The organism is Leuconostoc sp. LN180020 (assembly GCF_014844115.1).
In the GTDB taxonomy this organism is placed as follows: domain Bacteria; phylum Bacillota; class Bacilli; order Lactobacillales; family Lactobacillaceae; genus Leuconostoc; species Leuconostoc citreum.
Genome location: NZ_CP039736.1, coordinates 612,501 through 632,223, shown reverse-complemented (window position 1 = coordinate 632,223; position 19,723 = coordinate 612,501). Strand labels below are relative to the sequence as shown.

Genomic DNA, 19,723 nt, shown 5'->3' with positions numbered 1-19,723 from the left:
GAACAAAATGACCAAAAAAATTATCATTAAAATCGGCGGCAGTGCTGCTGAACAACTTACACCAGCTTTTTTTGACACAATTAAGTATTGGCAAACACAAGACACACAAATTGCCATTGTTCATGGCGGTGGCGATCGTATTTCTCAACTCATGTCGCAATTACATGAACCAATTGAGAAAATTAATGGCATTCGATTGACGACTCAAACCGGTATTAATATCACTAAAATGGCACTTCTAGGACAAGTACAACCGGCACTGATAGAAGCCTGCCGTCAACAAGGGATTGCCACAATTGGCTTAAATGCAGGGAGTAACCAATTACTGACTGGTCACCTATTAGATTCCGATACTTATGGATATGTTGGTGCCATCCACCAAGTAAATACACAACTCATCCACCAACTTTGGCAGCAAAAACTGATTCCTATCATTGCCCCATTAGCTATTACAAATGATGGTCAATGGTTAAATGTAAATGCTGATCACGCCGCAACCGCTATCGCCAAATATCTAAAAGCCGATGAACTCTACTTACTCACTGATGTTTCCGGTGTGGCAGTTAGTGGTAATATTTTACAAGAATTAACACCAGGTAAAGCAAAACAATTACAAGACGATCATATTATTACTGGTGGTATGATTCCTAAGATTAATAGTGCACTACACGCGGTTAAACGCGGTGTACACAACGTGCATATTACCGACACAGTCACACATCCTGGAACCATTGTGACGCTTTAAGGAGAAAAGTATGACTCTATTTCCAAATTATCATCGTGCCCCAATTACTTTTTCAAAAATGAGTAATGCCACTTGGTATAGTGACAAAGGGCAAGCCTATACAGATTTATCAAGCGGTATTGGCGTCTATAACGTTGGTGCCAATCATCCCACGGTAGTTCATGCCCTACAACAGCAAGCTGAAAAATTTTGGCACTTGCCAAATCTGTATCAAAATCCTCTCCAAGAAGCAGTTGCGCAAAAGTTAGGTGGCGATAATTATACTGTTTATTTCGCTAATTCTGGTGCAGAAGCTAACGAAGCAGCTATTAAACTAGCGCGCTTAGCTACTGGTAAGTCAACTATTATTTCCTTTAAACAGTCATTCCATGGTCGTACTTATGGTGCTATGTCTGCTACTGGCCAAGACAGTATTCACAGTGGCTTACCGATGTTAACAGGTTTTAAATATGCAAATTTCAATGTCATAGATAGTGTCGCTGCGCTGATTGATGACGACACTGCAGCCATTATGCTCGAGTTAGTTCAAGGTGAAGGTGGCGTATTTCCAGCAAATCAGGAATTTATTTCAGCATTAGTAAAACTAGCACAGCGGCATAATATTTTAATTATTGTTGATGAAGTACAAACTGGTATGGGACGTACGGGCACTAAATTTGCCTATATGAACTATCAATTTGAGCCTGATATTGTGACGAGCGCTAAAGCGTTAGCAAACGGGTTACCTGTTGGCGCTATGCTAGCCAAGAACCACTTGGCCAATGCATTATCATATGGTACTCACGGTTCAACTTTTGGTGGCAACCCCCTAGTGATGTCAGCTGCACAAGCAACCCTATCTGTCTTAGATGATGTACTGCCAACATTACAGCCTAAGATTGACATTTTTTGGGAAAAGTTAGCAGCAATTGCAGCATTATCTGTTGTTTCTGAGGTGCGCGGTCTAGGTATGATGGCCGGTATTGCATTAGAAACACCTGTGAAAGACGTCGTTTCAGACTTACTAGATGAGCATATTATCGTCTTATCTGCCGGACAAAACACCCTAAGATTGCTACCACCACTAACAATACCATCAGATAAATTAATAAACTCCCTAGATAAAATTAAAAATTATCTTTCTAAAAAATAAGTGTTGACATTTATTTTTAATGTTGATATACTTAAATAGTTGATTAATCAACTTATTGCTCCATAGTTCAGTGGTAGAATAACGCACTGTTAATGCGCAGGTCCCTGGTTCGAATCCAGGTGGAGCAGTTTAATAAAAATAAAAAAAGGTAGTCAAATTAATTTGACTACCTTTTTTTATTTTTAGATGGTTATGGGTTTTGATTGACAAAAGAACCCTACCGTGTTCGCCTAAGATGCCTTTATTATTTCACCGCATAATGCACTGCTGCTGCACCCAAATTAAAACGCGAAATTTTAACAGTGGCAAAACCAATCTTTAACAACTGCTTGCCAAGGGTCATATAATCCATGAATTGCTCAGTTGTTTCATCTAAATATTTGTATTCTTGATACTTCCCTTTAGCAAATACTTTACCAAATACAGGCATCACTGTACCAAAATAAAACTGCCAGAAAGGCTTTACTATTGGATTATCCGGTTGAGATGTCTCTAGAATAACTAATTGCCCACCTGGTTTCAACACGCGATACATCTCTTTTAACCCCATAACTGGGTCAGGTAAATTACGTAAACCAAAACCAATAGTCACAATATCAAATGACGCATCATCAAAAGGTAGCGCCATGGCATCCCCCTGAATTAAAGTGATTTTGTCAGAGTAATCACTAACGTCAACCTTTTTTTGCCCAACCGCGAGCATTTCCTCGCTAAAATCAAGTCCAGTAACATGAGACGTCTCGTTGCTCTTTTCAGCTAACGCGAGCGCCCAATCAGCGGTACCTGTTGCTAAATCAATAATCTGGGCCCCCACTGGGAACGACATTTTTGCCATCACTTTTTGACGCCACAATTTGTGGGTTCCTAACGAAATAATATTATTCATTTTGTCATATTCAGGTGCAATCTTATTAAAAAGCGCTTGGACATCTGTATTTTTTGGTGATTGTGTCATGATTTTTAACCGGCGAAGCCAATGCACTTCGCCTCTCTCCTCAATTATTTTAAAATTTCAAGCGCATCTAAATCCGCTTTGAATTGTTGCCGCTGCACCTTGCCACTTGCCGTACGGTGCCAATACTTAGCTTGGTAAAAAGATTGTGGCACTTTATAATGTGCTAACTTTTCTCGACCAAATTGACGCAAGCTATCACTGGTTAAGCCTGTCCCTGAGACGATAGCAACCGGTACCGCACCCCAAACATCATCTGGTACACCAATAACCACAATATCATCCAAGCCTGGCATCTTAGCGTAAGCCGACTCAACTTCATCTGGGAAAATATTTTCTCCACCGGAATTAATCATATCGCCTTGACGACCTTGAACATAAAGAAAACCATCTTCATCCAAATAACCGAAGTCTTCCGTATCGAACCAACCATCATGCATATTTTGTAGTAATTTTTGTGGCTTATTTAAGTACCCAACTGTCAGCGTTGGTGATTTAATCCAAATGTTGCCCTGATCTGCTGGTTGACCATCTTGATCTCTAATGGTTATTGATACTGGAAATAATGGTTTGCCTACTGATTGCATTTTTTTGACTATATCTGCAGAATCTAAGGCCACTACCTGTGATGCCGTTTCTGTCATACCATAAGATTGAATAACTGGCAGTTTGTGAAGCTGTGCTTTTTGTAACGTTGCTAAATCAGTCGGTCCACCACCCAATAACATTGCCCGAAAATGTGAATTATAGTTGACATCATCTGGTAGCGCTGCTAATAGTTGTTTTAACATAACCGGCACAACTGACATCGTTGTGATACCATCGTGAATCAATAACTCGTTAATCGCCTGACTGTCAAATTTTTCCACTAAGACCACACGCATGCCATATATCAAGCTACGCATTAAAATTGAAAAGCCACTAATATGAAATATCGGCACAACAGCTAACCAAGCATCTTGAGCAGATAATCCGAGATTGATAGCACTGCCCATCGCTGAATAAAAATGATTCTTATAAGTTTGCATCACACCTTTAGGCTGACTCGTCGTGCCAGAGGTGTACATCACACTAGTTACAAAATCATCCGGAAAGGCTGTAACAGGTATAATTGGTTCCCCATCAGGTAAATCAGAAAAGCGAATTTGTTGTTTAATTTGTAATGCTTGCGTGTAATCATCGTCAGTCAATAATAACGTGACACCCGCATCTGATAATTGATAATTGATTTCATCAACCGATAAACGCCGATTAATGAACACAATGGTTTTTCCTAGCTGTTGTAACGCCATAATAATTAAATAACCTGCTACATTATTCGTCATTATCAAAGCGACACGCGCATTGCAATCTTTTAAACTACTAATTTTACCGGCGATGTGATTCGCTTTTTGGGCGACCTCAGCAAACGTCATATCTTGATGAGCCATTGTCACAGCAACACGGTTTGGCGTAATTTGTGCACGCTTAACCAACCAATTTTCCATTTTTTCAACCTCTTTAATCACTATATTATCATACCATTTTGTCATGTAATTGCTTGCACTTTTTAGTTTACAGTTGTAAACTTATTGTATGAAAACAAATGAAAAAACAATGACAGCTAGTGAGTGGGAAGTCATGCGTATTATTTGGACATTGGGCGAGGCCACAGGTCGACAACTCATACGTATTCTCGGGCAAAAAAATAAATGGTCGCCATCGACTGTTAAAACACTCATCACACGATTACAAACAAAGGGTTATTTGGCTGACAACGGCGCGACACGTGATCGTTTATTTACACCAACTATACCCGAGATCGAAGCCATGACAGCAACACTAACGCATACGGTACAGTCAATGTGCGCTATGTGTGTGGGACGTTCTCTTATCGCAGTCATTGATGATACACCCTTATCACAGCAAGATATTACCAACTTACAGCAGCTATTACGTGACAAACAGTCACACGCACCGCAGTCAATCGCCTGTGACTGTATGCCAACACACGGGGAGGATTTCAAATGACGATGAACATGCAACCACATGAACACAAACACGCATCGCAAGCTATGTCGCATCATGACATGACAGCGCATCATCAACACATGTCGGATGATCCTGGTATGGCAAATATGGATATGACTGACATGAAACGCCGTTTCTGGTGGTCTGTTATTTTGATGATACCAATTATTGTTTTAAGCCCATTTATGGGTATGACACTACCATTTACACTCACATTTCCTGGTAGCATTTGGTTCGCCACCCTATTTGCTATTCTGCTATATTTTATTGGTTCAAAACCTTTTTTTGATGGTGCCAAAGCAGAAATCAAAGCTAAAAAACCAGCCATGATGTGTCTGGTCAGTATGGGGCTATTGGTTACATTTTGGTATTCTATTTATGCCGTTTTAATGAATCAATTCTTCCACACATCGCATATTATGGATTTTCTCTGGGAGTTTGCGACACTAACAGTTATTATGTTGCTAGGTCATCGTATTGAAATGACTGCTACAATGCAAGCCGGAGATGCCACTGCAAAATTACAGGCCCTTCTACCCCAAACTGCCCATGTTAAGCACGATAATCAGATGATGGACATGCCTATCAGCAGTCTAAAGTCTGACATGATTGTTCAAGTACTAGCTGGAGAAGCTTTCCCAGCAGACGGCGTTGTGGTTAGTGGTCATAGTCAGGTAGATGAATCGTTAATGACTGGTGAGAGCCGTTTAATTGATAAGCACAAACATAGTAACGTAGTAGGTGGCACAATTAATGGTAATGGCTCATTATTAATCCAACTCACTCAAGTTGGAGCGGCCTCATTCCTTGGTCAATTACAGCAAACACTTGTGATGTCGCAGAGTGCGAAATCTCGTGTCGAAACTATTGCTGATCGTGTTGCTTCATGGCTTTTCTGGATTGCTTTAGTGATCGCGCTGATAGCTTTAATTGTCTGGTTGCCTTTACGTGGCGTAAGTTTTGCCACAAATATTGCTGTGACGGTTCTTGTAATTGCCTGTCCACATGCGCTAGGTCTGGCTGTGCCATTAGTGATTCAGCGTACTAAATCACTTGCCGCCGCCCAAGGCATTCTGATAAAAAACCGTAAAGCTTTGTCCTCAGCGACCCAAGTCAAATTTGCTTTAATGGACAAAACTGGCACATTGACTACTGGCAAGTTTAGTGTGACACATCTTGAGATCTACAAAGGTGATAAAAACCAAGCACTAAGCCTCATGGCTGCACTAGATAAACAATCCACGCACCCATTAGCTCAGGCAATTGTTGCTTACGCAGATCAGCATGCTGCACCGAATCAGACGGCAACCGAAGTTGAAAATTTACCTGGCTATGGTGTCGCCGGTAAAGTCAATGACACATACTATTTACTCGTCTCTAGTCGTTATTTAGCAGATCACGATATTGCATTTACACCAGTGGTTCAAGACGGCACTGTGTCCTATCTGCTAGCAGACAAGCAGGTCATTGCTGCTGTAGTGCAAAGTGATAGCTTAAGAGACACCGCAAAAGATTTTGTCAAACAACTACTTAAACAAGGTATCACGCCCGTGTTAGTCACTGGAGACAATATAAAAACAGCCCAAGCTGTTGCCAATCAACTGACTATCGATGCCGTTCATGCTGAAGTATCGCCACAGGAAAAAATTGCCTTAGTCGCAGATTATCAAAAGCGCGGCCGCGTCATGATGATTGGTGATGGCATCAACGATGCTCCTGCCCTCGCTCAAGCAAACTTATCAGTAGCCATTGGTGCTGGTACGCAAGTGGCTCAAGCTTCTGCCGACACTGTATTGATTGCGAATCATTTACCCAAAATTATTGATTTCTTGGCTTTGGCCAAACGTGCCAACGTTAAACAAATCGAAAATTTGTGGTGGGGGGCTGGCTATAATATCATTGCTATGCCCTTAGCAGCCGGTATTCTATCTGGGTTTGGCATCCTGCTCAATCCAATGATTGGGGCTATTATCATGTCAATATCAACGCTTATCGTCGCACTTAATGCCATGACACTAAACACACCTGCAAAAAGCCGTTGATTTAAACGGCTTTTTTGTAGTATGACTTATTGCCTATCCGCCTTTTGTTGCTGATTTATCGCAATTAATTGTTGTTGCACTTCTCCAAGCATTGTCGTTTGTAACTTTTGTAGTGCCAGCAAATCTGGGTTGTCTTTTTTCAATAAGCGGTCAATTTTGGCATGTAACAATCGCATTTCTTCCTCTGTTTTCAAATTAACATGAAAATCATTATCTGCATGTAAGCGATCATAGTCCGAGGATCTATTTTGACTCATCATAATAAGCGGTGCCTGCAATGCTGCGATCATACTTAAAAACAAATTCAATAAAATAAAAGGGTACGGATCAAAGTTAACGTGGAAAATATGCAGCCCATTAATCATAATCCAAATAATCATAGTTAGCACAGATAATATGATAAAACCCCAACTGCCACCAAATCGTGCGACATCATCAGCTATTCTTTGGCCAAATGTGTAAGACTCTCTTTGATACTTCTTAACATTAATAACTTTAAAACTTTTATCCGTCAAAATATGAGCCAACTTATGATTGATGCGTTGACTTGATTGGCCATTGTCTGCAATCATTTTGTCAATTTTAGCTAACCGATAGGCTAACAAATGATCAAAACAAATAAAATCATTGGGACGTACCTCTGGGAAATCACGTCTAATCGTGTGCTGTAACGTGCCATCTAATTCTCCTACCAAAACGCCAGCAACAATATCTTTATCAGCATGGTCGACTAAACACTGAAATATGTCGTTCCTATCTTTCATCAATCCCACTCCTTTTAGTCTAGAATGCCTTCATTATAGCATTGTGGCCAACATCAACAAAAAAAGACGTCTTATGACGTCTTTTTTGACCTACTCAGACAAACAAGCTCATCAGGAGTACCATGACTAAACCAACCACGGCAATGATTGTCTCCAAAACTGTCCAAATCAATAAGGTCTGTTTCACATTTAAATCGAAATATTCTTTAAACATCCAGAACCCCGCATCGTTTACGTGAGATGCTGCTAATGAGCCGGCACCAATCACAAGCACCATTAAAGCAGGATTGACGTTAGAAGCGACCATCAGTGGTTGTACTAATCCGGCAGCTGTTAATGCGGCAACAGTAGCTGATCCTAATGCAACACGTAGTACAACTGTAATAATCCAAGCAAGCAGTAGTGGTGAGATTGCTGAGTGAATAAATAAAGCGGAAATTTGCCCTGAAATACCACCATCAATCAAAATTTGCTTGAATGCTGCACCGCCACCAATAATGAGCAGTAACATGGCTATAGACTTCACAGCCTCTTCAACAGTTGTCATCATATCTGTTGTCTTACGACCCTGGTGCCAACCCATCGCCCACAAAGCAAAGACTAATGAAATAATCATAGCTGCTACAGGATTTCCAATCATAGTAATAAAGGCATCGAATCCGGTTGGTTTTTTGAATGGCTGACCATCATTAAAAATAATTGTGTAGACGGTCGTAATACCCATCATTAGTACTGGAAACAATGATGTCAACACCGAGATACCAAAACTAGGCGTTTCATTCAAGACGAATTTTTTCTGTTCACCAAATGCCGTCAACTCATGCTTTATCACGAAGGCATCGGGTGCAAATTTCTGAGCGAGTTTTGTGAAAACTGGCCCAGCAATGATTGCTGCTGGAATCGCCACAATCAAGCCATATACCAAAACCGTCCCGGGATTAGCGCCTAAAGCACCCGAAATAGCTGTTGGCGCAGGATGTGGTGGTAAGAAGCCATGCGTTACCGATAGCGCTGCAGCCATTGGGATGCCCAAATATAATAGTGGTACGGATGCTTCAAGTGCAATGGCAAAGACGATTGGAATCAATAGCACCATACCAACTTCGAAGAATAAGGCAATCCCAATAATGAACGCTGCCACCATAATCGCTAGTTGTACACGTTTTTTACCAAACTTAGCAATTAATGTATGCGCAATTCGGTAAGCCCCACCTGCATCAGCAACCAGTCGACCAAGGACTGCACCAAAACCAAAGACAATGGCGAGCTCCCCTAACGAGGAGCCAATACCATTTTGTATCGCATTGGGAATTTGGTCTAATTTCATCCCCAAACCAATACCAACTAAAGCAGAGGTGAAAATTAACGCAATAAATGTGTTAATTTTGAACTTAATAATGAGTAACAGTAGAAATAATATCCCAACTGCTAAAACGACAAAAGACATCATAATGTACGCTCTCCTAACTTATATTATGAAACCAGTTCTGCGCTATTTTCAGAAGGAAAACAGTTTTAAGATGAAAACTTTTTCTATTGTTGTAAGCGCTTTCATATTCAATATTTTAACATACATCTTTAAAAATACCAATAATTTGTCCTTTTATTAGGACAATGCTTATAAGTTCGCGTTTTTAAGACTGATTTTCCGCTTTTTTAACCGTTACTTAATCTAAGCGTGTATAATGGAATGTATTGGTAATTTTATACATACAAATTAAGGAGAAATACTCATGCGTAAGTATATCGCAGAATTCCTCGGAACATTTATGTTAGTGTTCTTTGGAACTGGTAGCGTTGTTTATTCAGCTGCCACAACACCATCACCACTCACAATTGCTTTAGCCTTTGGCTTAGCTTTGACTGTTGGTATTTATGCCTTCGGCCACATTTCAGGTGGCCACTTCAATCCGGCTGTGTCATTAGCAATGGCGATTCAAAAGCGCTTATCATGGGTTGAATTTGTTGGCTATGTTATCGCCCAACTACTTGGTGCCATTGTTGCATCTCTTGCTGTGTTTGGTGGTGTTTCTGCTTACTTGAAATCCCCAACTGTTGCGCAAGCTTTGTCTGGTCAAAAGATAACAGTTACTCAATTTATTAATTTGGCTGGCCTAGGACAAACAAACTTTGCTGATGGTGAAACAATTTCTGCTTTCATTTTTGAACTTGTTTTGACATTCTTGTTTGTTTTGGTTATTTCAATTGTCACTAAGTTAGCAAATGTGCCAGCACCTATCGTGATTGGTTTGTTACTGACAGTACTTATGATTGTGGCTTTACCTATCACAGGTGGCGCTTTCAACCCTGCACGAGCACTTGCACCAGTACTGTTTGTTAAGGGTAGCGCATTAGGTCATGTTTGGGTATACCTTGTTGCTGATTTGTTAGGTGGTGCTCTTGCTGCCTTCGCTGCAAATTTCTTCAATAAAGACGTTAAAGAAACAGTTTAATATCAAAGTAAAAGAGCTTCGTCAATGACGAAGCTCTTTTACTTTGATATTAAACATGTAACTGCTTAGGAAAATCACTTGGCAAAGATGTGGTAATAATTCTTTTCGGCCCATCAAATGGCAGTGGTAAGGTCAGTGACATTGCATGTAGCATCATACGCTGCTGATTTAATCTTTGACCATACAATGAATCGCCAACAATTGGATGATTGATACTCGCTAGATGAACGCGAATTTGGTGCATTCTCCCTGTATCTAACTGTAACCGTAGTAATGTATTTTGAAAAACTGTGTGCATTTTAAACCAATGTGTTTTAGCATGTTGTGCCTGTACACCATTTACTTGCCTTTGAAATGGTTTTGATATATCGCGCCCAATGGGCCGATCTATTGTGCCTGAGTTTTTCAGTAATATGCCTTGTACCCAAGCAAGATACGTCCGTTGGATTACTTTTTCTTTTAACATCCGATTAAGTATCGGCACAACAACCGGATTTTTGGCAACAATCACGGCACCAGAAGTCTCACGATCAATTCGATGCACCATGTAGGGCTTAGCAATAGCGCCAGCGCTATATAGATGACGTTTTGAAAAATTTGCTGCTAAGAAATTTAACAAGGTATCTGTTTCTGACGGTGAGTGTGGGTGCATTTTCATACCTGCCGGTTTGTTAACAACAACTAAATCATCATTTTCAAAAATAATGTCCAGCGCGTGCGAATTGTTTGCTGGATACTGTGATTCCCCTGTACGAAAATCCGCTTGATCAAATACAAGCGACAATTGGTCGTTAGCCTGTAACTGATAATTAGTTGGTCGATATAAGCCGTTAATTCGGACATGTTGTTTAAGACGTAAAGCGCCACGTATCCGCTGTGGTATTAACCAATGTATTAGTACTGCTTTAATTGACTGACCAATATGCTCAGAATTAGGGGTAATTGTCATTTGATAATGCCATGTTGTCATAAAATTTTACTTTTCCAAGTGACCTGCATCACTATTTTCTGATGCATTCACAACAGTATATTTAACCTTACCAGAGTCGATACTCACATAAAGTAGCTGCGTCTCAGCCTCATCAAAATAACCTAAATTCACTACAAATCTACCATCATGCATTTTTAAACCTTGAAAAGCGGTTTTCATAATATGCTGTACTACTGAGACACTTTCTAATTGCTCATTGGCAGCAACTACCGCATCGTGCAGCGATTCACCATCATCAAGGAATTGTTTAATGACAGACACTTTAACATAAGCTTTGAACCCATATAAACGCGATTCTTGTTCGTCTTCTCGCTTAATAGTGGACACATAACCTTGCTTTTCCCAATAACGCAACTGCCGTGTCGATACCCCCGTCATACGTGCTAACTCACCAATACGAAATTGCATATTATCAAACGACGGTTTTTTAAATTGTTTCAAATGAAATGTTTGTGATTTAGAATTCATATCCATAGCCTCTAACATATTATATGCTTGTCAGCTTAGTTGTCAAAGGTAGGGCTTAAAATCGCTTCCCATTGTGCTAAAATGGGGGCAATTTTAAAGTCCTCAACACGTTGTAAGCTGCGTTGTGCATATTCTTCTCGTAACTGTATATTGTTTAATAACGGTCGTATCGCATCATATAAGGCATTGACATCGGTTGCCGGTGTAATCAACCCATACTTCCCTGATTCTAATACTTCTGCAGATCCAGTGTTATACATGGCAACTACTGGCAAGCCAAAACTCATTGCCTCAGCTAAAACAAGCGGTAGCCCTTCCCAGCGAGAAGTTTGCAAAAAAATACTGGCTGCCCTGTAATGCTTCTTTAGTGCCTCGTCCTTCAGTGCACCACGATAAATAAGCTTATCAGCCACATGATTTTGTTCGACTAAACTATGAAACCGACTAACATCGCTATCTGTCCCACCACCTGCTATGGCTAACTGCCAATCATGAGGTAGTTTAGCGGCAAATGCTAAAGCCAAATCCAGACCTTTATGTTCAATCGCAATCCGCGATGTCAAAGCAATCGTATGCTGTGATAAATCGGCACGACCATCAGGCACAATTGTGAGTGGATTCCATATTTTTGTTGTATGATTATACTGTGAAAAACCAGCTAAATCTGTTTCAGTTAAAGCAACGATTCCATCAAGAGCACGTAAGCCAGCATCAAATTCTGTTCGCATTTTAGCATAATACTGCGTCTGATACGTTGTCACATTATTGTGCATCCAACCAATTACTCTCGTATCTGGTAACGTCATATGTGCTGCAAAGCTAGCTAACAGCCCTCCGGCTAAGATAACTACGTCAAACTCACGTGCAACCGTTTCAAAAGCCTTAATTTCATCATTAAAACGTTCAAATGGTCGCGCTTCATTGTCTAATACACAGGGTGTTTTGGCAACCAGCAATGGTGCTTCTAATGTATAAAAAGGGACAATATCTGAAAAACTATAATAAACTAAGTTATGTTTTTTTGCTAACGCATTACCGACAACGGTTGTCGCCCGTTTCATACCACCTAAACCAATATTCTCTAGTGCCATTAGTATCTTCATCTAGCGCACCTCCCACTGTGTTGCATTAATTGTAACAAAAAAACACCACGTTGACTGACTAAATGTTAACAGTTCCTGGTGTTTTTTAGTTACTCACTTTGACTCCAATCATCTGCGTTACGTGGCAAAACACGTGTAGAATCAGTTTGCTGATCATTGGCTTCCGGTGCATCAGTAACATACTGACTCAAGGTTGAACGATTATGTCGTTTAGAAAAAAGGCTTTTAGAGGCTTTCCCTAGGGACTTGTTATCCTCTTTTAGACGCGCAATTGTCGCTTTTTTACCATAATCATAGTCTTTCGGATCAACTGTTTTGAAACCTTTTGGTTTATAAAAACGCAATAAGTTTTTCTGATTGAGATTATCGGACATGTCCAACTTTTCATTAACGCCTTTTTGGATGGTATCAAAAAGTTTTTGTTGGTCTGGCGTCGGCGTATCAATCATAATATTAGTTTTAACATTCCAATAACGACCTGATAAGCTAGCATAATCAGGTGTTATCCAGTCCTTGTTACGAAAGGCTACAACTTCAGAATGTTGTTTGCTTAACATATCTTGACCAAATTGAATATACCGCTTAGAACTAATGCCTAATAGATGCTCTATAGTTGGGGCAACATCAATTTCTGCGCCATAACGATGGTCGATATAGCCCTGCTTCATCCCTGGTATGTAAACCATAAACGGCACACGCTGTAAATTAGCATTATCTAAATCGTTCCATTGGTTCGCATCTTTACCCAACATTGGCGCTAAATATTTAGCATCTGTATTCGATATCCCGTAATGATCCCCATAGAGTACAACCATTGTATTTTTAGCTAATCCTGATTTTTCTAAATAGGTAAAGAATTCTTTTACAGATTGATCTAAATAATGATTCGTAACAAAGTAATTATCTACAATTTTAGAACCACTGTTGGACGTCACAAAATTTGGATCCTTATCTTCACGATCAAGTGTGTACGGTGTATGGTTTGTGACGGTAATATATTTACTATAAAATGGCTGCTGTAGATTTTCTAGGTAAGGAATAGAGCCTTTGAAAAGTAGTTTATCTTTCAAGCCCCAAGTTGTCGCTTTTTGACCAGTAACATCAAAGTAGTCGCCAGACACCCAATTCTGATAGCCCATATGTTTATAAACATTGTTACGGTTCCAAAAAGTACCAGTATTGCCATGAAAAACTGCACTAGAGTATCCGGCACGCTGTTTTAAAATAGCCGGCATAGCTTGGAACGTTTGATCATTGCCTAATTTTGAAAATAATGATCCCTGCGGCAAACCAAAAGTAGATGTCTCTAACATATTTTCCGCATCAGACGTTTTTCCCTGGCCAACCTGGTTAAAGAAGTTATCAAATGCAATCGTGCTTTGGTTATGATAGATACTATTTAAAAAAGGTGTTACTTCTTGACCATTAATTTTACGATCAATTGACATCTGTTGAAAACTTTCCAGATGAATAACAATAACATTTTTTCCTTTTGCTTTACCATAGAACTCTGGATTAATTGCGGCGTAATGTTTTGTCACATAATTTTTTACCTGTGTAAATTCTTCTGGTGTGGCACTTTTACGTACTTGACTAGTTTGATAAGTGTTAAAAGCATCATACATCATAAACGGACCCAAGCCTAAATACTTAACCATATACTCTCGGTCAAATTGACGTGTCAGTAACTGGGGTCTATCAATGTCTGCTACCAAAATATTAGCTGTCAGCACAAATAGACCAACTGTAAATATTTTGAATGGCTTAAACCGTGGCAAGGTTTGCGCATCAAGCTTAATTTTGCGTGCCAGCATGAGAGCAATAATCACAACAATATCTATCCAAAAAAAGACATCATGAAAACCAAAAGAAATGGCTCCGGCTGCTTTACCACCTTGATTAATCGTATTGTATCCTAGCACTGTATTAACGGATAAGAAATCCGAAAATTCTCGAAAATAAATGACATTGAGATAGAGCAAAAGCGACATCACGGTATCTAAAATCAATACTGCCCCATAATACAACTGTCGTGGTTTAATAAATAGTGTCAGACTAAATAAAACCAATGCAAACCCAATTGGGTTGATAAGCATTAACAGTACCTGGATTGGTTCTTGGACATGTAACCACTCAAAGTCGGCACCATAAGCCAATATTGTTTTAAATGTCAATAATACAACAATCCAATTAAAAAAACCTTGTCGTGTATTAAGTTGACGCAACCAGTTATGCGGTAAAATCACATTCTGCCAAAAATTTGTTAACCACTTTTTTACTCGTTTTTTCATAAGTATCATTATACCAATAAGCTATACGCTCTGCCTTAAATCTTGTTATAATACTTCTATGACAACACAAATTAAACATCAATCCGGTCTCAGCCATATCCATGACGATGCCCTATATATCAGAAAAACCGTTTTTGTAACGGAACAAGGTGTGCCATTAGATGATGAATTGGACCATCCTGAAAATGAAGAAAAAGCCATCCATATCGTTGCCTATGTTGCCAATCAACCCGCTGCTACAGCACGATTACTTGAAGAAACGCCAGGTACTTGGCATGTGCAACGCGTTGCTACTTTAAAAAATATGCGCCAGCGCGGCATTGGAAAAGAGATATTCCACTATATCGAGGCGCTTGCACCGTCATATCATATTCATTGTCTTTATTTAGGGGCGCAGCTACATGCCAGTCCCTTTTATACACAGATCGGATTTGTCGCCTATGGGCCTGAATTCATCGAAGCAGGAATTAAACATATTAGTATGAAAAAAGAATTGAACTAGTTTTCAATTCTTTTTTCATACGCTACCTCAACCTGAATCTTATAAGGTCGCTCAACGTTAGCTAGGGCACGTCGTGTCGCAATATGCCCTGCGCCACCAAGAATAACAGCAGACGACAACGCCAAACGATAATGCTGCAATGCTTGCTTTGTCGGTGTCATGCCTACCATAACTAAGCTGCCTAAATCGTATGCTTGAAGTTGATTGACGCCACCCATAATTTTAACGGTATCGCCTGTAGTTAACATGTCAAAATATGGTAACAGCGTACCCGGATGATTAGCGAAAACAACGCCACGTTGGGCTATGATTTGTCGTTGTGCCTGCTCTCCAAGATGACCATAATCGCGTTGAATTAAGCCCAAATCATTTAATAACCTAACCAGCTGATCAATATTATCTTGCTGTGTACTATCGATTTCAATAACACCTGTCATTGTATTTTGCCGTTGGTAAAGGCCATTTACAGGCATAATAACTGATTGTTGTGGCTGTTGTTGGCCTTCTTCATTATGTGGTCCACCTAAAACTTGCTCAATTCGTGGTGAAACATCCCACTTCACAGTTTTATCAGTGAAATAGTAGACTAGGTTCAAAACAACAAAATATAATAAAACTACAAAGACAGCTGCAATCAGACCGCCACGCAGCCAACGCCCATTTTCAAAAAAACGGTAGGCTAAGTAGAGCAGGTACCACACACCAACGGCGCCAACAACAGCATATATACGGCCCTTAGTACGTGAATTAGTTGTAAAATATCCAAGGTAATGGTTAATTAAATCTAGAATTGTAAACATCTATTGCCCACCCCCTGTGTTATTGCCATTTGTACGCGCTGGTGGTGTCGTCGGTGTACTAGACTTAGCACTTGGTTGATTAGGTACAGCCTTATCTGTATCAACTGATGAAGTACTGTTTGACGATGGCATGGCACTACTTTTTTCTGTGACCGACGCCGCTGAGTTCGTTGAAGACGACAATATACTGTCTTTACTAGAAACACTAGGCGCTGATTCACTGTCCGATACAGCGCTAGTTGTACTATCAGATCGACTACTATCAATTGGCGCTGATGTGCTGATGCTACTTTCTCGTGGCACAACCCGCTTTCCTTCACTTGTACCGGTAGCCACATTAACCGCCAAATTAGCTGCACTAATAGCCACTATTAGTGAAACAATTGCTGACGGTGTTAGAAAAGGCGGGGTACGGTATTTTTTAACCATAATAAATCCCAATCATTATTTTTTAATTCTCTTTGTTTATTAGTAAACAAAGGCTCTCAACTTATTCTATCAGTATCACTCACTTACTGCAAAATTCTCCCCCTTAAGCAACGAAAACCCGCAACTGCTTGCGGGCGGACATTTTTATAAAATATTTTAGGAGATTTTATTTTTAGGGAGATTGAGATTGGAGAGAGGTCCGTTGATTCGTTGTTTGATATCAACACTTGTTGATGTATATAATATAATTGACACAAATTAAATGGAGATTAAATCATGTCTGACTATAAAAACTACTTTATCGATCTTGATGGTACAATTTATCAAGGTAAAATTAAGTACCCCTCGGGAAAAAGATTTATTGACCGCCTACGAGCAAAGGATATACCCTACTTATTCGTGACGAATAATTCCACCAAAAGCCCTCTTGCCGTGGCAAAAAACCTCAGTGAAAACCACAATATTCCTACAACGCCCTCTCAAATCTATACTAGCGCCATGGCTACTGCCGACTATTTGAAAAATATTTTGCCAAAGCAAGCTAAGCTATACATTATTGGCGAGTTAGGCCTCATTGAAGCCCTATCAGCAGCTAATTTTGACGTTGTCGACAGTACTAGTGCTGATGCCGTTATTGTTGGGTTAGACCGCCAAATAACATACGATAAGATGGCTCAGGCTACTATCGCTATTCAAAATGGCGCTAAATTCATTGCGACAAATACTGATACTAATCTTCCTACAGAAAACGGTATGATGCCTGGAGCCGGCGCACTAGTCGCAGCTATTCAAACTGCAACAAATGTCGCCCCAACTATCATCGCTAAACCAGCATCTCCCATTATGTTAGGGGCTTTAAATTATATGAAAGCCACCAAAGATGAAACAATTATGGTCGGGGACAACTACCATACCGATATTTTAGCAGGTATCAATAATGGGATTGATACCTTATTGGTGTACTCAGGTGTTTCAACAAAAGATCAAATTGCTAAACTGGCCAAGAAACCAACTTATGAAGTCGATTCTCTCGATGATTGGTCAATATAAAAAGCAACTGTTTCATGTGAAACAATTGCTTTTTTATTTTATGCTAATTCTTTAGCTTTTGTAACAACAGTTTTCTTTGTCTTACCTGACTTGTAGAATAGTAGGTATAATATTGCTGAAATAACTGGAATAACTGCAGCGACAAAGTACAAATCTCTAAATGGCATTTGTGCATGCAGGGCACCAAATACATAAGGTCCAACACCCAAACCTAAGTCTAGACCAATAAAGTATGTCGATAAAGCAATCCCAACGCGATGACTTGTCACTAACTTTAATGAAACGGCCTGGCCATTTGACATAAAGGTGCCATATCCTAAACCAATAAATGCACCTGAAACCAGAAGCATAATGCCATTAGTCGTTAGTCCCAAAATGATTAAACCAATCGTTAAGCAAATATAACTGGGATACATAACCATATTTTCACCATAGCGGTCAAAAATTCGTCCTGACATTGGTCGTGTTGCAGTCACGATACCTGCATAAACAACGAAGAAGAATGAACTAATGGAAACTAAATTCAATGTTTCCGCATATGACGCTAAGAATGATAATACACTTGAATAAGAAAGTCCCATCAAGAAACCAATGAATGCAATTAACAATACTTTATATTCAATGAAACTTGAGACTTTCCATGATTTTAGTTCTGCTAAGTGTTCTGGAGTTAATACGACATTGTTGATTTGAATAGCAAACAATGCAAGCATTGATAAAGCAATTAACACAACAGAAAGAATTACAATGAAGTGGAAACTTGTTGCATTAAGCAGGAGTAACCCAATAAATGGTCCAATTGCGGCTGCTAAACTAGTACTCAAACCATAATAATTTATTCCTTCCCCCTTACGTTGCTCTGGGATAAATTCAGTCACAATCGCATTCAAAGCAGTAGAGGTCATACCATACGCAAAACCATTAAGTAGACGTACTATATCTAAAATAGCAATTGTGGGAACAAACATATAAGCTGCAGTCGTAATAAGATAGAAAATCGCTCCCCAACGTGCGACACGCTTGCGACCAATAATTTCCAATTCTTTTCCCATAATGAGGCGAGCAACAAGAGTACCAATAATATAAATACCCGATGCCAATCCAGCTTGTCCAAATGAAGCATGCAGCTGGTCATGCGCAATGACAGCAATAATAACCATCATCAAATAATAAACTAAGTAAACAATGAAATTAATCAGTGTAATTGTGATAAAACCTTTATTGAATAATTTTTCTTCCATCAATCCGTCCTTCGTAATCAGTCAACATAGCAATATTCGCAACGCTACGTTGGTGATGGTGATTGGCGAAGAACAGTCTTTGTACCATCCATTTTCTGTAAACCCCATTCGTTTTTACACTGCAAGCTTGCATGAAAACGTTGTAAACCGAAACAGTTAATTTTAGAATACCACTTTTTCACAAGGGACGCAAAATTTTTTTAATTATCTCATAAAATTGTCAATTAAGTTAACAATTCAAGGTGCTGTTTACGACCTTTTTTAAAGTCATCTCGTGAAATTTGTTATTAGTGATTTGTTTTCTGTAAACAATCATTACTTGCAAACAAAAAAGGATGTTTCCATTGAAACATCCTTCATCATGGGCCTGACAGGACTCGAACCTGTGACCCCTGCGTTATCAACACAGTGCTCTAACCAACTGAGCTACAGGCCCTTCTTATGCTTCTCAACATAAAAGCGAATGACGGGAATCGAACCCGCATAGCCAGCTTGGAAGGCTGGAATTCTACCATTGAACTACATTCGCATCTCTTACTGGATGCCCTGAGACATCTATGGCGCTGGACGGAATCGAACCGCCGACACTACGAGCTTCAATCGTATGCTCTACCAACTGAGCTACAGAGCCATCTTAGTATGTTCCCATACTAAACGGTCACAGCGGGGCTCGAACCCGCGATCTCCTGCGTGACAGGCAGGCGTCCTAACCAGCTAGACCATGCGACCAATTGCGGGAGCAGGATTTGA

18 protein-coding genes and 6 tRNA genes (1 of these 24 running past the window's edge) are annotated in these 19,723 nt (G+C 39.8%); 8 read left to right on the top strand and 16 right to left on the bottom strand.

The genetic code is table 11. From position 1 onward, the window contains the following. Positions 1 to 7 precede the first annotated feature (7 nt). The 3 genes from argB (at position 8) to FAZ25_RS03275 (ending at position 2,005) form a co-directional block, all read left to right on the top strand. On the top strand, positions 8 to 745 hold the full coding sequence (gene argB, locus FAZ25_RS03285) for an acetylglutamate kinase (protein WP_004902157.1): 738 nt from the start codon (positions 8 to 10) through the stop codon (positions 743 to 745). A gap of 10 nt (positions 746 to 755) precedes the next feature. Then, positions 756 to 1,877 carry an aspartate aminotransferase family protein gene (locus FAZ25_RS03280; protein ID WP_004902161.1) on the top strand — a complete coding sequence of 374 codons (1,122 nt, stop codon included), beginning with the start codon at positions 756 to 758 and terminating at the stop codon, positions 1,875 to 1,877. 56 nt (positions 1,878 to 1,933) lie between these two features. Then, positions 1,934 to 2,005: transfer RNA gene (locus FAZ25_RS03275), tRNA-Asn, on the top strand. Positions 2,006 to 2,121: 116 nt separating this feature from the next. On the opposite strand, the gene ubiE is transcribed toward FAZ25_RS03275, so the two are convergent. Then, entirely contained in the window at positions 2,122 to 2,832 is a 711-nt protein-coding gene (ubiE, locus tag FAZ25_RS03270) for a bifunctional demethylmenaquinone methyltransferase/2-methoxy-6-polyprenyl-1,4-benzoquinol methylase UbiE (RefSeq protein ID WP_012305448.1), read from the bottom strand. 44 nt (positions 2,833 to 2,876) lie between these two features. Continuing rightward, positions 2,877 to 4,316 carry an o-succinylbenzoate--CoA ligase gene (locus tag FAZ25_RS03265; protein ID WP_004905059.1) on the bottom strand — a complete coding sequence of 480 codons (1,440 nt, stop codon included), beginning with the start codon at positions 4,314 to 4,316 and terminating at the stop codon, positions 2,877 to 2,879. Positions 4,317 to 4,404: 88 nt separating this feature from the next. Here FAZ25_RS03265 and FAZ25_RS03260 point away from each other — a divergent pair, with 88 nt between their 5' ends. Further along, entirely contained in the window at positions 4,405 to 4,839 is a 435-nt protein-coding gene (locus FAZ25_RS03260) for a CopY/TcrY family copper transport repressor (RefSeq protein ID WP_048801646.1), read from the top strand. Positions 4,840 to 4,841: 2 nt separating this feature from the next. Next, the gene (locus FAZ25_RS03255) at positions 4,842 to 6,881 is read left to right on the top strand and encodes a copper-translocating P-type ATPase (RefSeq protein WP_080984268.1); all 2,040 of its coding nucleotides are present in this window, start codon (positions 4,842 to 4,844) and stop codon (positions 6,879 to 6,881) included. Between the two features lie 26 nt (positions 6,882 to 6,907). Here the strand turns inward: FAZ25_RS03255 and FAZ25_RS03250 are convergent, their stop codons facing one another. Both FAZ25_RS03250 and FAZ25_RS03245 read right to left on the bottom strand, forming a co-directional pair. Next, positions 6,908 to 7,645 (bottom strand): DUF1003 domain-containing protein, encoded by a 738-nt coding sequence (locus FAZ25_RS03250; protein ID WP_004902176.1) that lies wholly within the window; start codon positions 7,643 to 7,645, stop codon positions 6,908 to 6,910. 94 nt (positions 7,646 to 7,739) lie between these two features. Further along, positions 7,740 to 9,095 (bottom strand): gluconate:H+ symporter, encoded by a 1,356-nt coding sequence (locus tag FAZ25_RS03245; protein ID WP_004905063.1) that lies wholly within the window; start codon positions 9,093 to 9,095, stop codon positions 7,740 to 7,742. 283 nt (positions 9,096 to 9,378) lie between these two features. Between FAZ25_RS03245 and FAZ25_RS03240 the strand changes: the two genes are divergently transcribed. Beyond that, complete coding sequence (locus tag FAZ25_RS03240; RefSeq protein WP_004902180.1) at positions 9,379 to 10,098, top strand: MIP/aquaporin family protein; 720 nt, start codon at positions 9,379 to 9,381, stop codon at positions 10,096 to 10,098. Positions 10,099 to 10,147: 49 nt separating this feature from the next. Here the strand turns inward: FAZ25_RS03240 and FAZ25_RS03235 are convergent, their stop codons facing one another. The 4 genes from FAZ25_RS03235 to FAZ25_RS03220 form a co-directional block, all read right to left on the bottom strand. Beyond that, positions 10,148 to 11,068, bottom strand: coding sequence for an RluA family pseudouridine synthase (locus tag FAZ25_RS03235; RefSeq protein ID WP_004902182.1), 921 nt, complete (start codon positions 11,066 to 11,068; stop codon positions 10,148 to 10,150). 6 nt (positions 11,069 to 11,074) lie between these two features. Next, positions 11,075 to 11,575: a MerR family transcriptional regulator gene (locus FAZ25_RS03230; RefSeq protein ID WP_004902186.1), complete on the bottom strand. Its 501-nt coding sequence runs from the start codon at positions 11,573 to 11,575 to the stop codon at positions 11,075 to 11,077. Between the two features lie 17 nt (positions 11,576 to 11,592). Beyond that, positions 11,593 to 12,660 (bottom strand): glycosyltransferase, encoded by a 1,068-nt coding sequence (locus FAZ25_RS03225; RefSeq protein ID WP_012305452.1) that lies wholly within the window; start codon positions 12,658 to 12,660, stop codon positions 11,593 to 11,595. 89 nt (positions 12,661 to 12,749) lie between these two features. Further along, a complete protein-coding gene (locus FAZ25_RS03220) occupies positions 12,750 to 14,951 on the bottom strand; it encodes an LTA synthase family protein (protein ID WP_004902191.1) in 2,202 nt (733 codons plus the stop codon). A 58-nt stretch (positions 14,952 to 15,009) separates the two neighbouring features. Between FAZ25_RS03220 and FAZ25_RS03215 the strand changes: the two genes are divergently transcribed. Continuing rightward, complete coding sequence (locus tag FAZ25_RS03215) at positions 15,010 to 15,453, top strand: GNAT family N-acetyltransferase (RefSeq protein WP_040177530.1); 444 nt, start codon at positions 15,010 to 15,012, stop codon at positions 15,451 to 15,453. On the opposite strand, the gene FAZ25_RS03210 is transcribed toward FAZ25_RS03215, so the two are convergent. Together FAZ25_RS03210 and FAZ25_RS03205 are read right to left on the bottom strand one after the other, a co-directional pair. After that, positions 15,450 to 16,253: a DUF6681 family protein gene (locus FAZ25_RS03210; RefSeq protein ID WP_192269779.1), complete on the bottom strand. Its 804-nt coding sequence runs from the start codon at positions 16,251 to 16,253 to the stop codon at positions 15,450 to 15,452. The two genes, FAZ25_RS03215 and FAZ25_RS03210, sit on opposite strands and share 4 nt — an antisense overlap. Further along, positions 16,254 to 16,682: a hypothetical protein gene (locus FAZ25_RS03205; RefSeq protein ID WP_004902196.1), complete on the bottom strand. Its 429-nt coding sequence runs from the start codon at positions 16,680 to 16,682 to the stop codon at positions 16,254 to 16,256. It lies immediately after the preceding gene. Between the two features lie 276 nt (positions 16,683 to 16,958). On the opposite strand from FAZ25_RS03205, the gene FAZ25_RS03200 reads away from it, so the two are divergent. Further along, a complete protein-coding gene (locus FAZ25_RS03200) occupies positions 16,959 to 17,732 on the top strand; it encodes a TIGR01457 family HAD-type hydrolase (protein ID WP_004909326.1) in 774 nt (257 codons plus the stop codon). Between the two features lie 38 nt (positions 17,733 to 17,770). On the opposite strand, the gene FAZ25_RS03195 is transcribed toward FAZ25_RS03200, so the two are convergent. The 6 genes from FAZ25_RS03195 to FAZ25_RS03170 all read right to left on the bottom strand — a co-directional run. Next, the gene (locus tag FAZ25_RS03195; protein ID WP_040190698.1) at positions 17,771 to 18,973 is read right to left on the bottom strand and encodes an MFS transporter; all 1,203 of its coding nucleotides are present in this window, start codon (positions 18,971 to 18,973) and stop codon (positions 17,771 to 17,773) included. A 362-nt stretch (positions 18,974 to 19,335) separates the two neighbouring features. Then, positions 19,336 to 19,409: transfer RNA gene (locus tag FAZ25_RS03190), tRNA-Ile, on the bottom strand. 22 nt (positions 19,410 to 19,431) lie between these two features. Beyond that, positions 19,432 to 19,502 (bottom strand) — tRNA-Gly (locus FAZ25_RS03185). A 29-nt stretch (positions 19,503 to 19,531) separates the two neighbouring features. Further along, positions 19,532 to 19,604, bottom strand: a tRNA-Phe gene (locus FAZ25_RS03180). 24 nt (positions 19,605 to 19,628) lie between these two features. Continuing rightward, positions 19,629 to 19,702: transfer RNA gene (locus FAZ25_RS03175), tRNA-Asp, on the bottom strand. Between the two features lie 2 nt (positions 19,703 to 19,704). Continuing rightward, a tRNA-Met gene (locus tag FAZ25_RS03170) sits at positions 19,705 to 19,723 on the bottom strand (it continues 55 nt past the right edge of the window).

What these genes read in the sequence shown, in the direction of transcription:
- argB (WP_004902157.1), top strand. Translation starts at nt 8, where the DNA reads ATGACCAAAAAAATTATCATTAAAATCGGCGGCAGTGCTGCTGAACAA.
- FAZ25_RS03280 (WP_004902161.1), top strand. Translation starts at nt 756, where the DNA reads ATGACTCTATTTCCAAATTATCATCGTGCCCCAATTACTTTTTCAAAA.
- ubiE (WP_012305448.1), bottom strand. Translation starts at nt 2,832, where the DNA reads ATGACACAATCACCAAAAAATACAGATGTCCAAGCGCTTTTTAATAAG.
- FAZ25_RS03265 (WP_004905059.1), bottom strand. Translation starts at nt 4,316, where the DNA reads ATGGAAAATTGGTTGGTTAAGCGTGCACAAATTACGCCAAACCGTGTT.
- FAZ25_RS03260 (WP_048801646.1), top strand. Translation starts at nt 4,405, where the DNA reads ATGAAAACAAATGAAAAAACAATGACAGCTAGTGAGTGGGAAGTCATG.
- FAZ25_RS03255 (WP_080984268.1), top strand. Translation starts at nt 4,842, where the DNA reads ATGAACATGCAACCACATGAACACAAACACGCATCGCAAGCTATGTCG.
- FAZ25_RS03250 (WP_004902176.1), bottom strand. Translation starts at nt 7,645, where the DNA reads ATGAAAGATAGGAACGACATATTTCAGTGTTTAGTCGACCATGCTGAT.
- FAZ25_RS03245 (WP_004905063.1), bottom strand. Translation starts at nt 9,095, where the DNA reads ATGATGTCTTTTGTCGTTTTAGCAGTTGGGATATTATTTCTACTGTTA.
- FAZ25_RS03240 (WP_004902180.1), top strand. Translation starts at nt 9,379, where the DNA reads ATGCGTAAGTATATCGCAGAATTCCTCGGAACATTTATGTTAGTGTTC.
- FAZ25_RS03235 (WP_004902182.1), bottom strand. Translation starts at nt 11,068, where the DNA reads ATGACAACATGGCATTATCAAATGACAATTACCCCTAATTCTGAGCAT.
- FAZ25_RS03230 (WP_004902186.1), bottom strand. Translation starts at nt 11,575, where the DNA reads ATGTTAGAGGCTATGGATATGAATTCTAAATCACAAACATTTCATTTG.
- FAZ25_RS03225 (WP_012305452.1), bottom strand. Translation starts at nt 12,660, where the DNA reads ATGAAGATACTAATGGCACTAGAGAATATTGGTTTAGGTGGTATGAAA.
- FAZ25_RS03220 (WP_004902191.1), bottom strand. Translation starts at nt 14,951, where the DNA reads ATGAAAAAACGAGTAAAAAAGTGGTTAACAAATTTTTGGCAGAATGTG.
- FAZ25_RS03215 (WP_040177530.1), top strand. Translation starts at nt 15,010, where the DNA reads ATGACAACACAAATTAAACATCAATCCGGTCTCAGCCATATCCATGAC.
- FAZ25_RS03210 (WP_192269779.1), bottom strand. Translation starts at nt 16,253, where the DNA reads ATGTTTACAATTCTAGATTTAATTAACCATTACCTTGGATATTTTACA.
- FAZ25_RS03205 (WP_004902196.1), bottom strand. Translation starts at nt 16,682, where the DNA reads ATGGTTAAAAAATACCGTACCCCGCCTTTTCTAACACCGTCAGCAATT.
- FAZ25_RS03200 (WP_004909326.1), top strand. Translation starts at nt 16,959, where the DNA reads ATGTCTGACTATAAAAACTACTTTATCGATCTTGATGGTACAATTTAT.
- FAZ25_RS03195 (WP_040190698.1), bottom strand. Translation starts at nt 18,973, where the DNA reads ATGGAAGAAAAATTATTCAATAAAGGTTTTATCACAATTACACTGATT.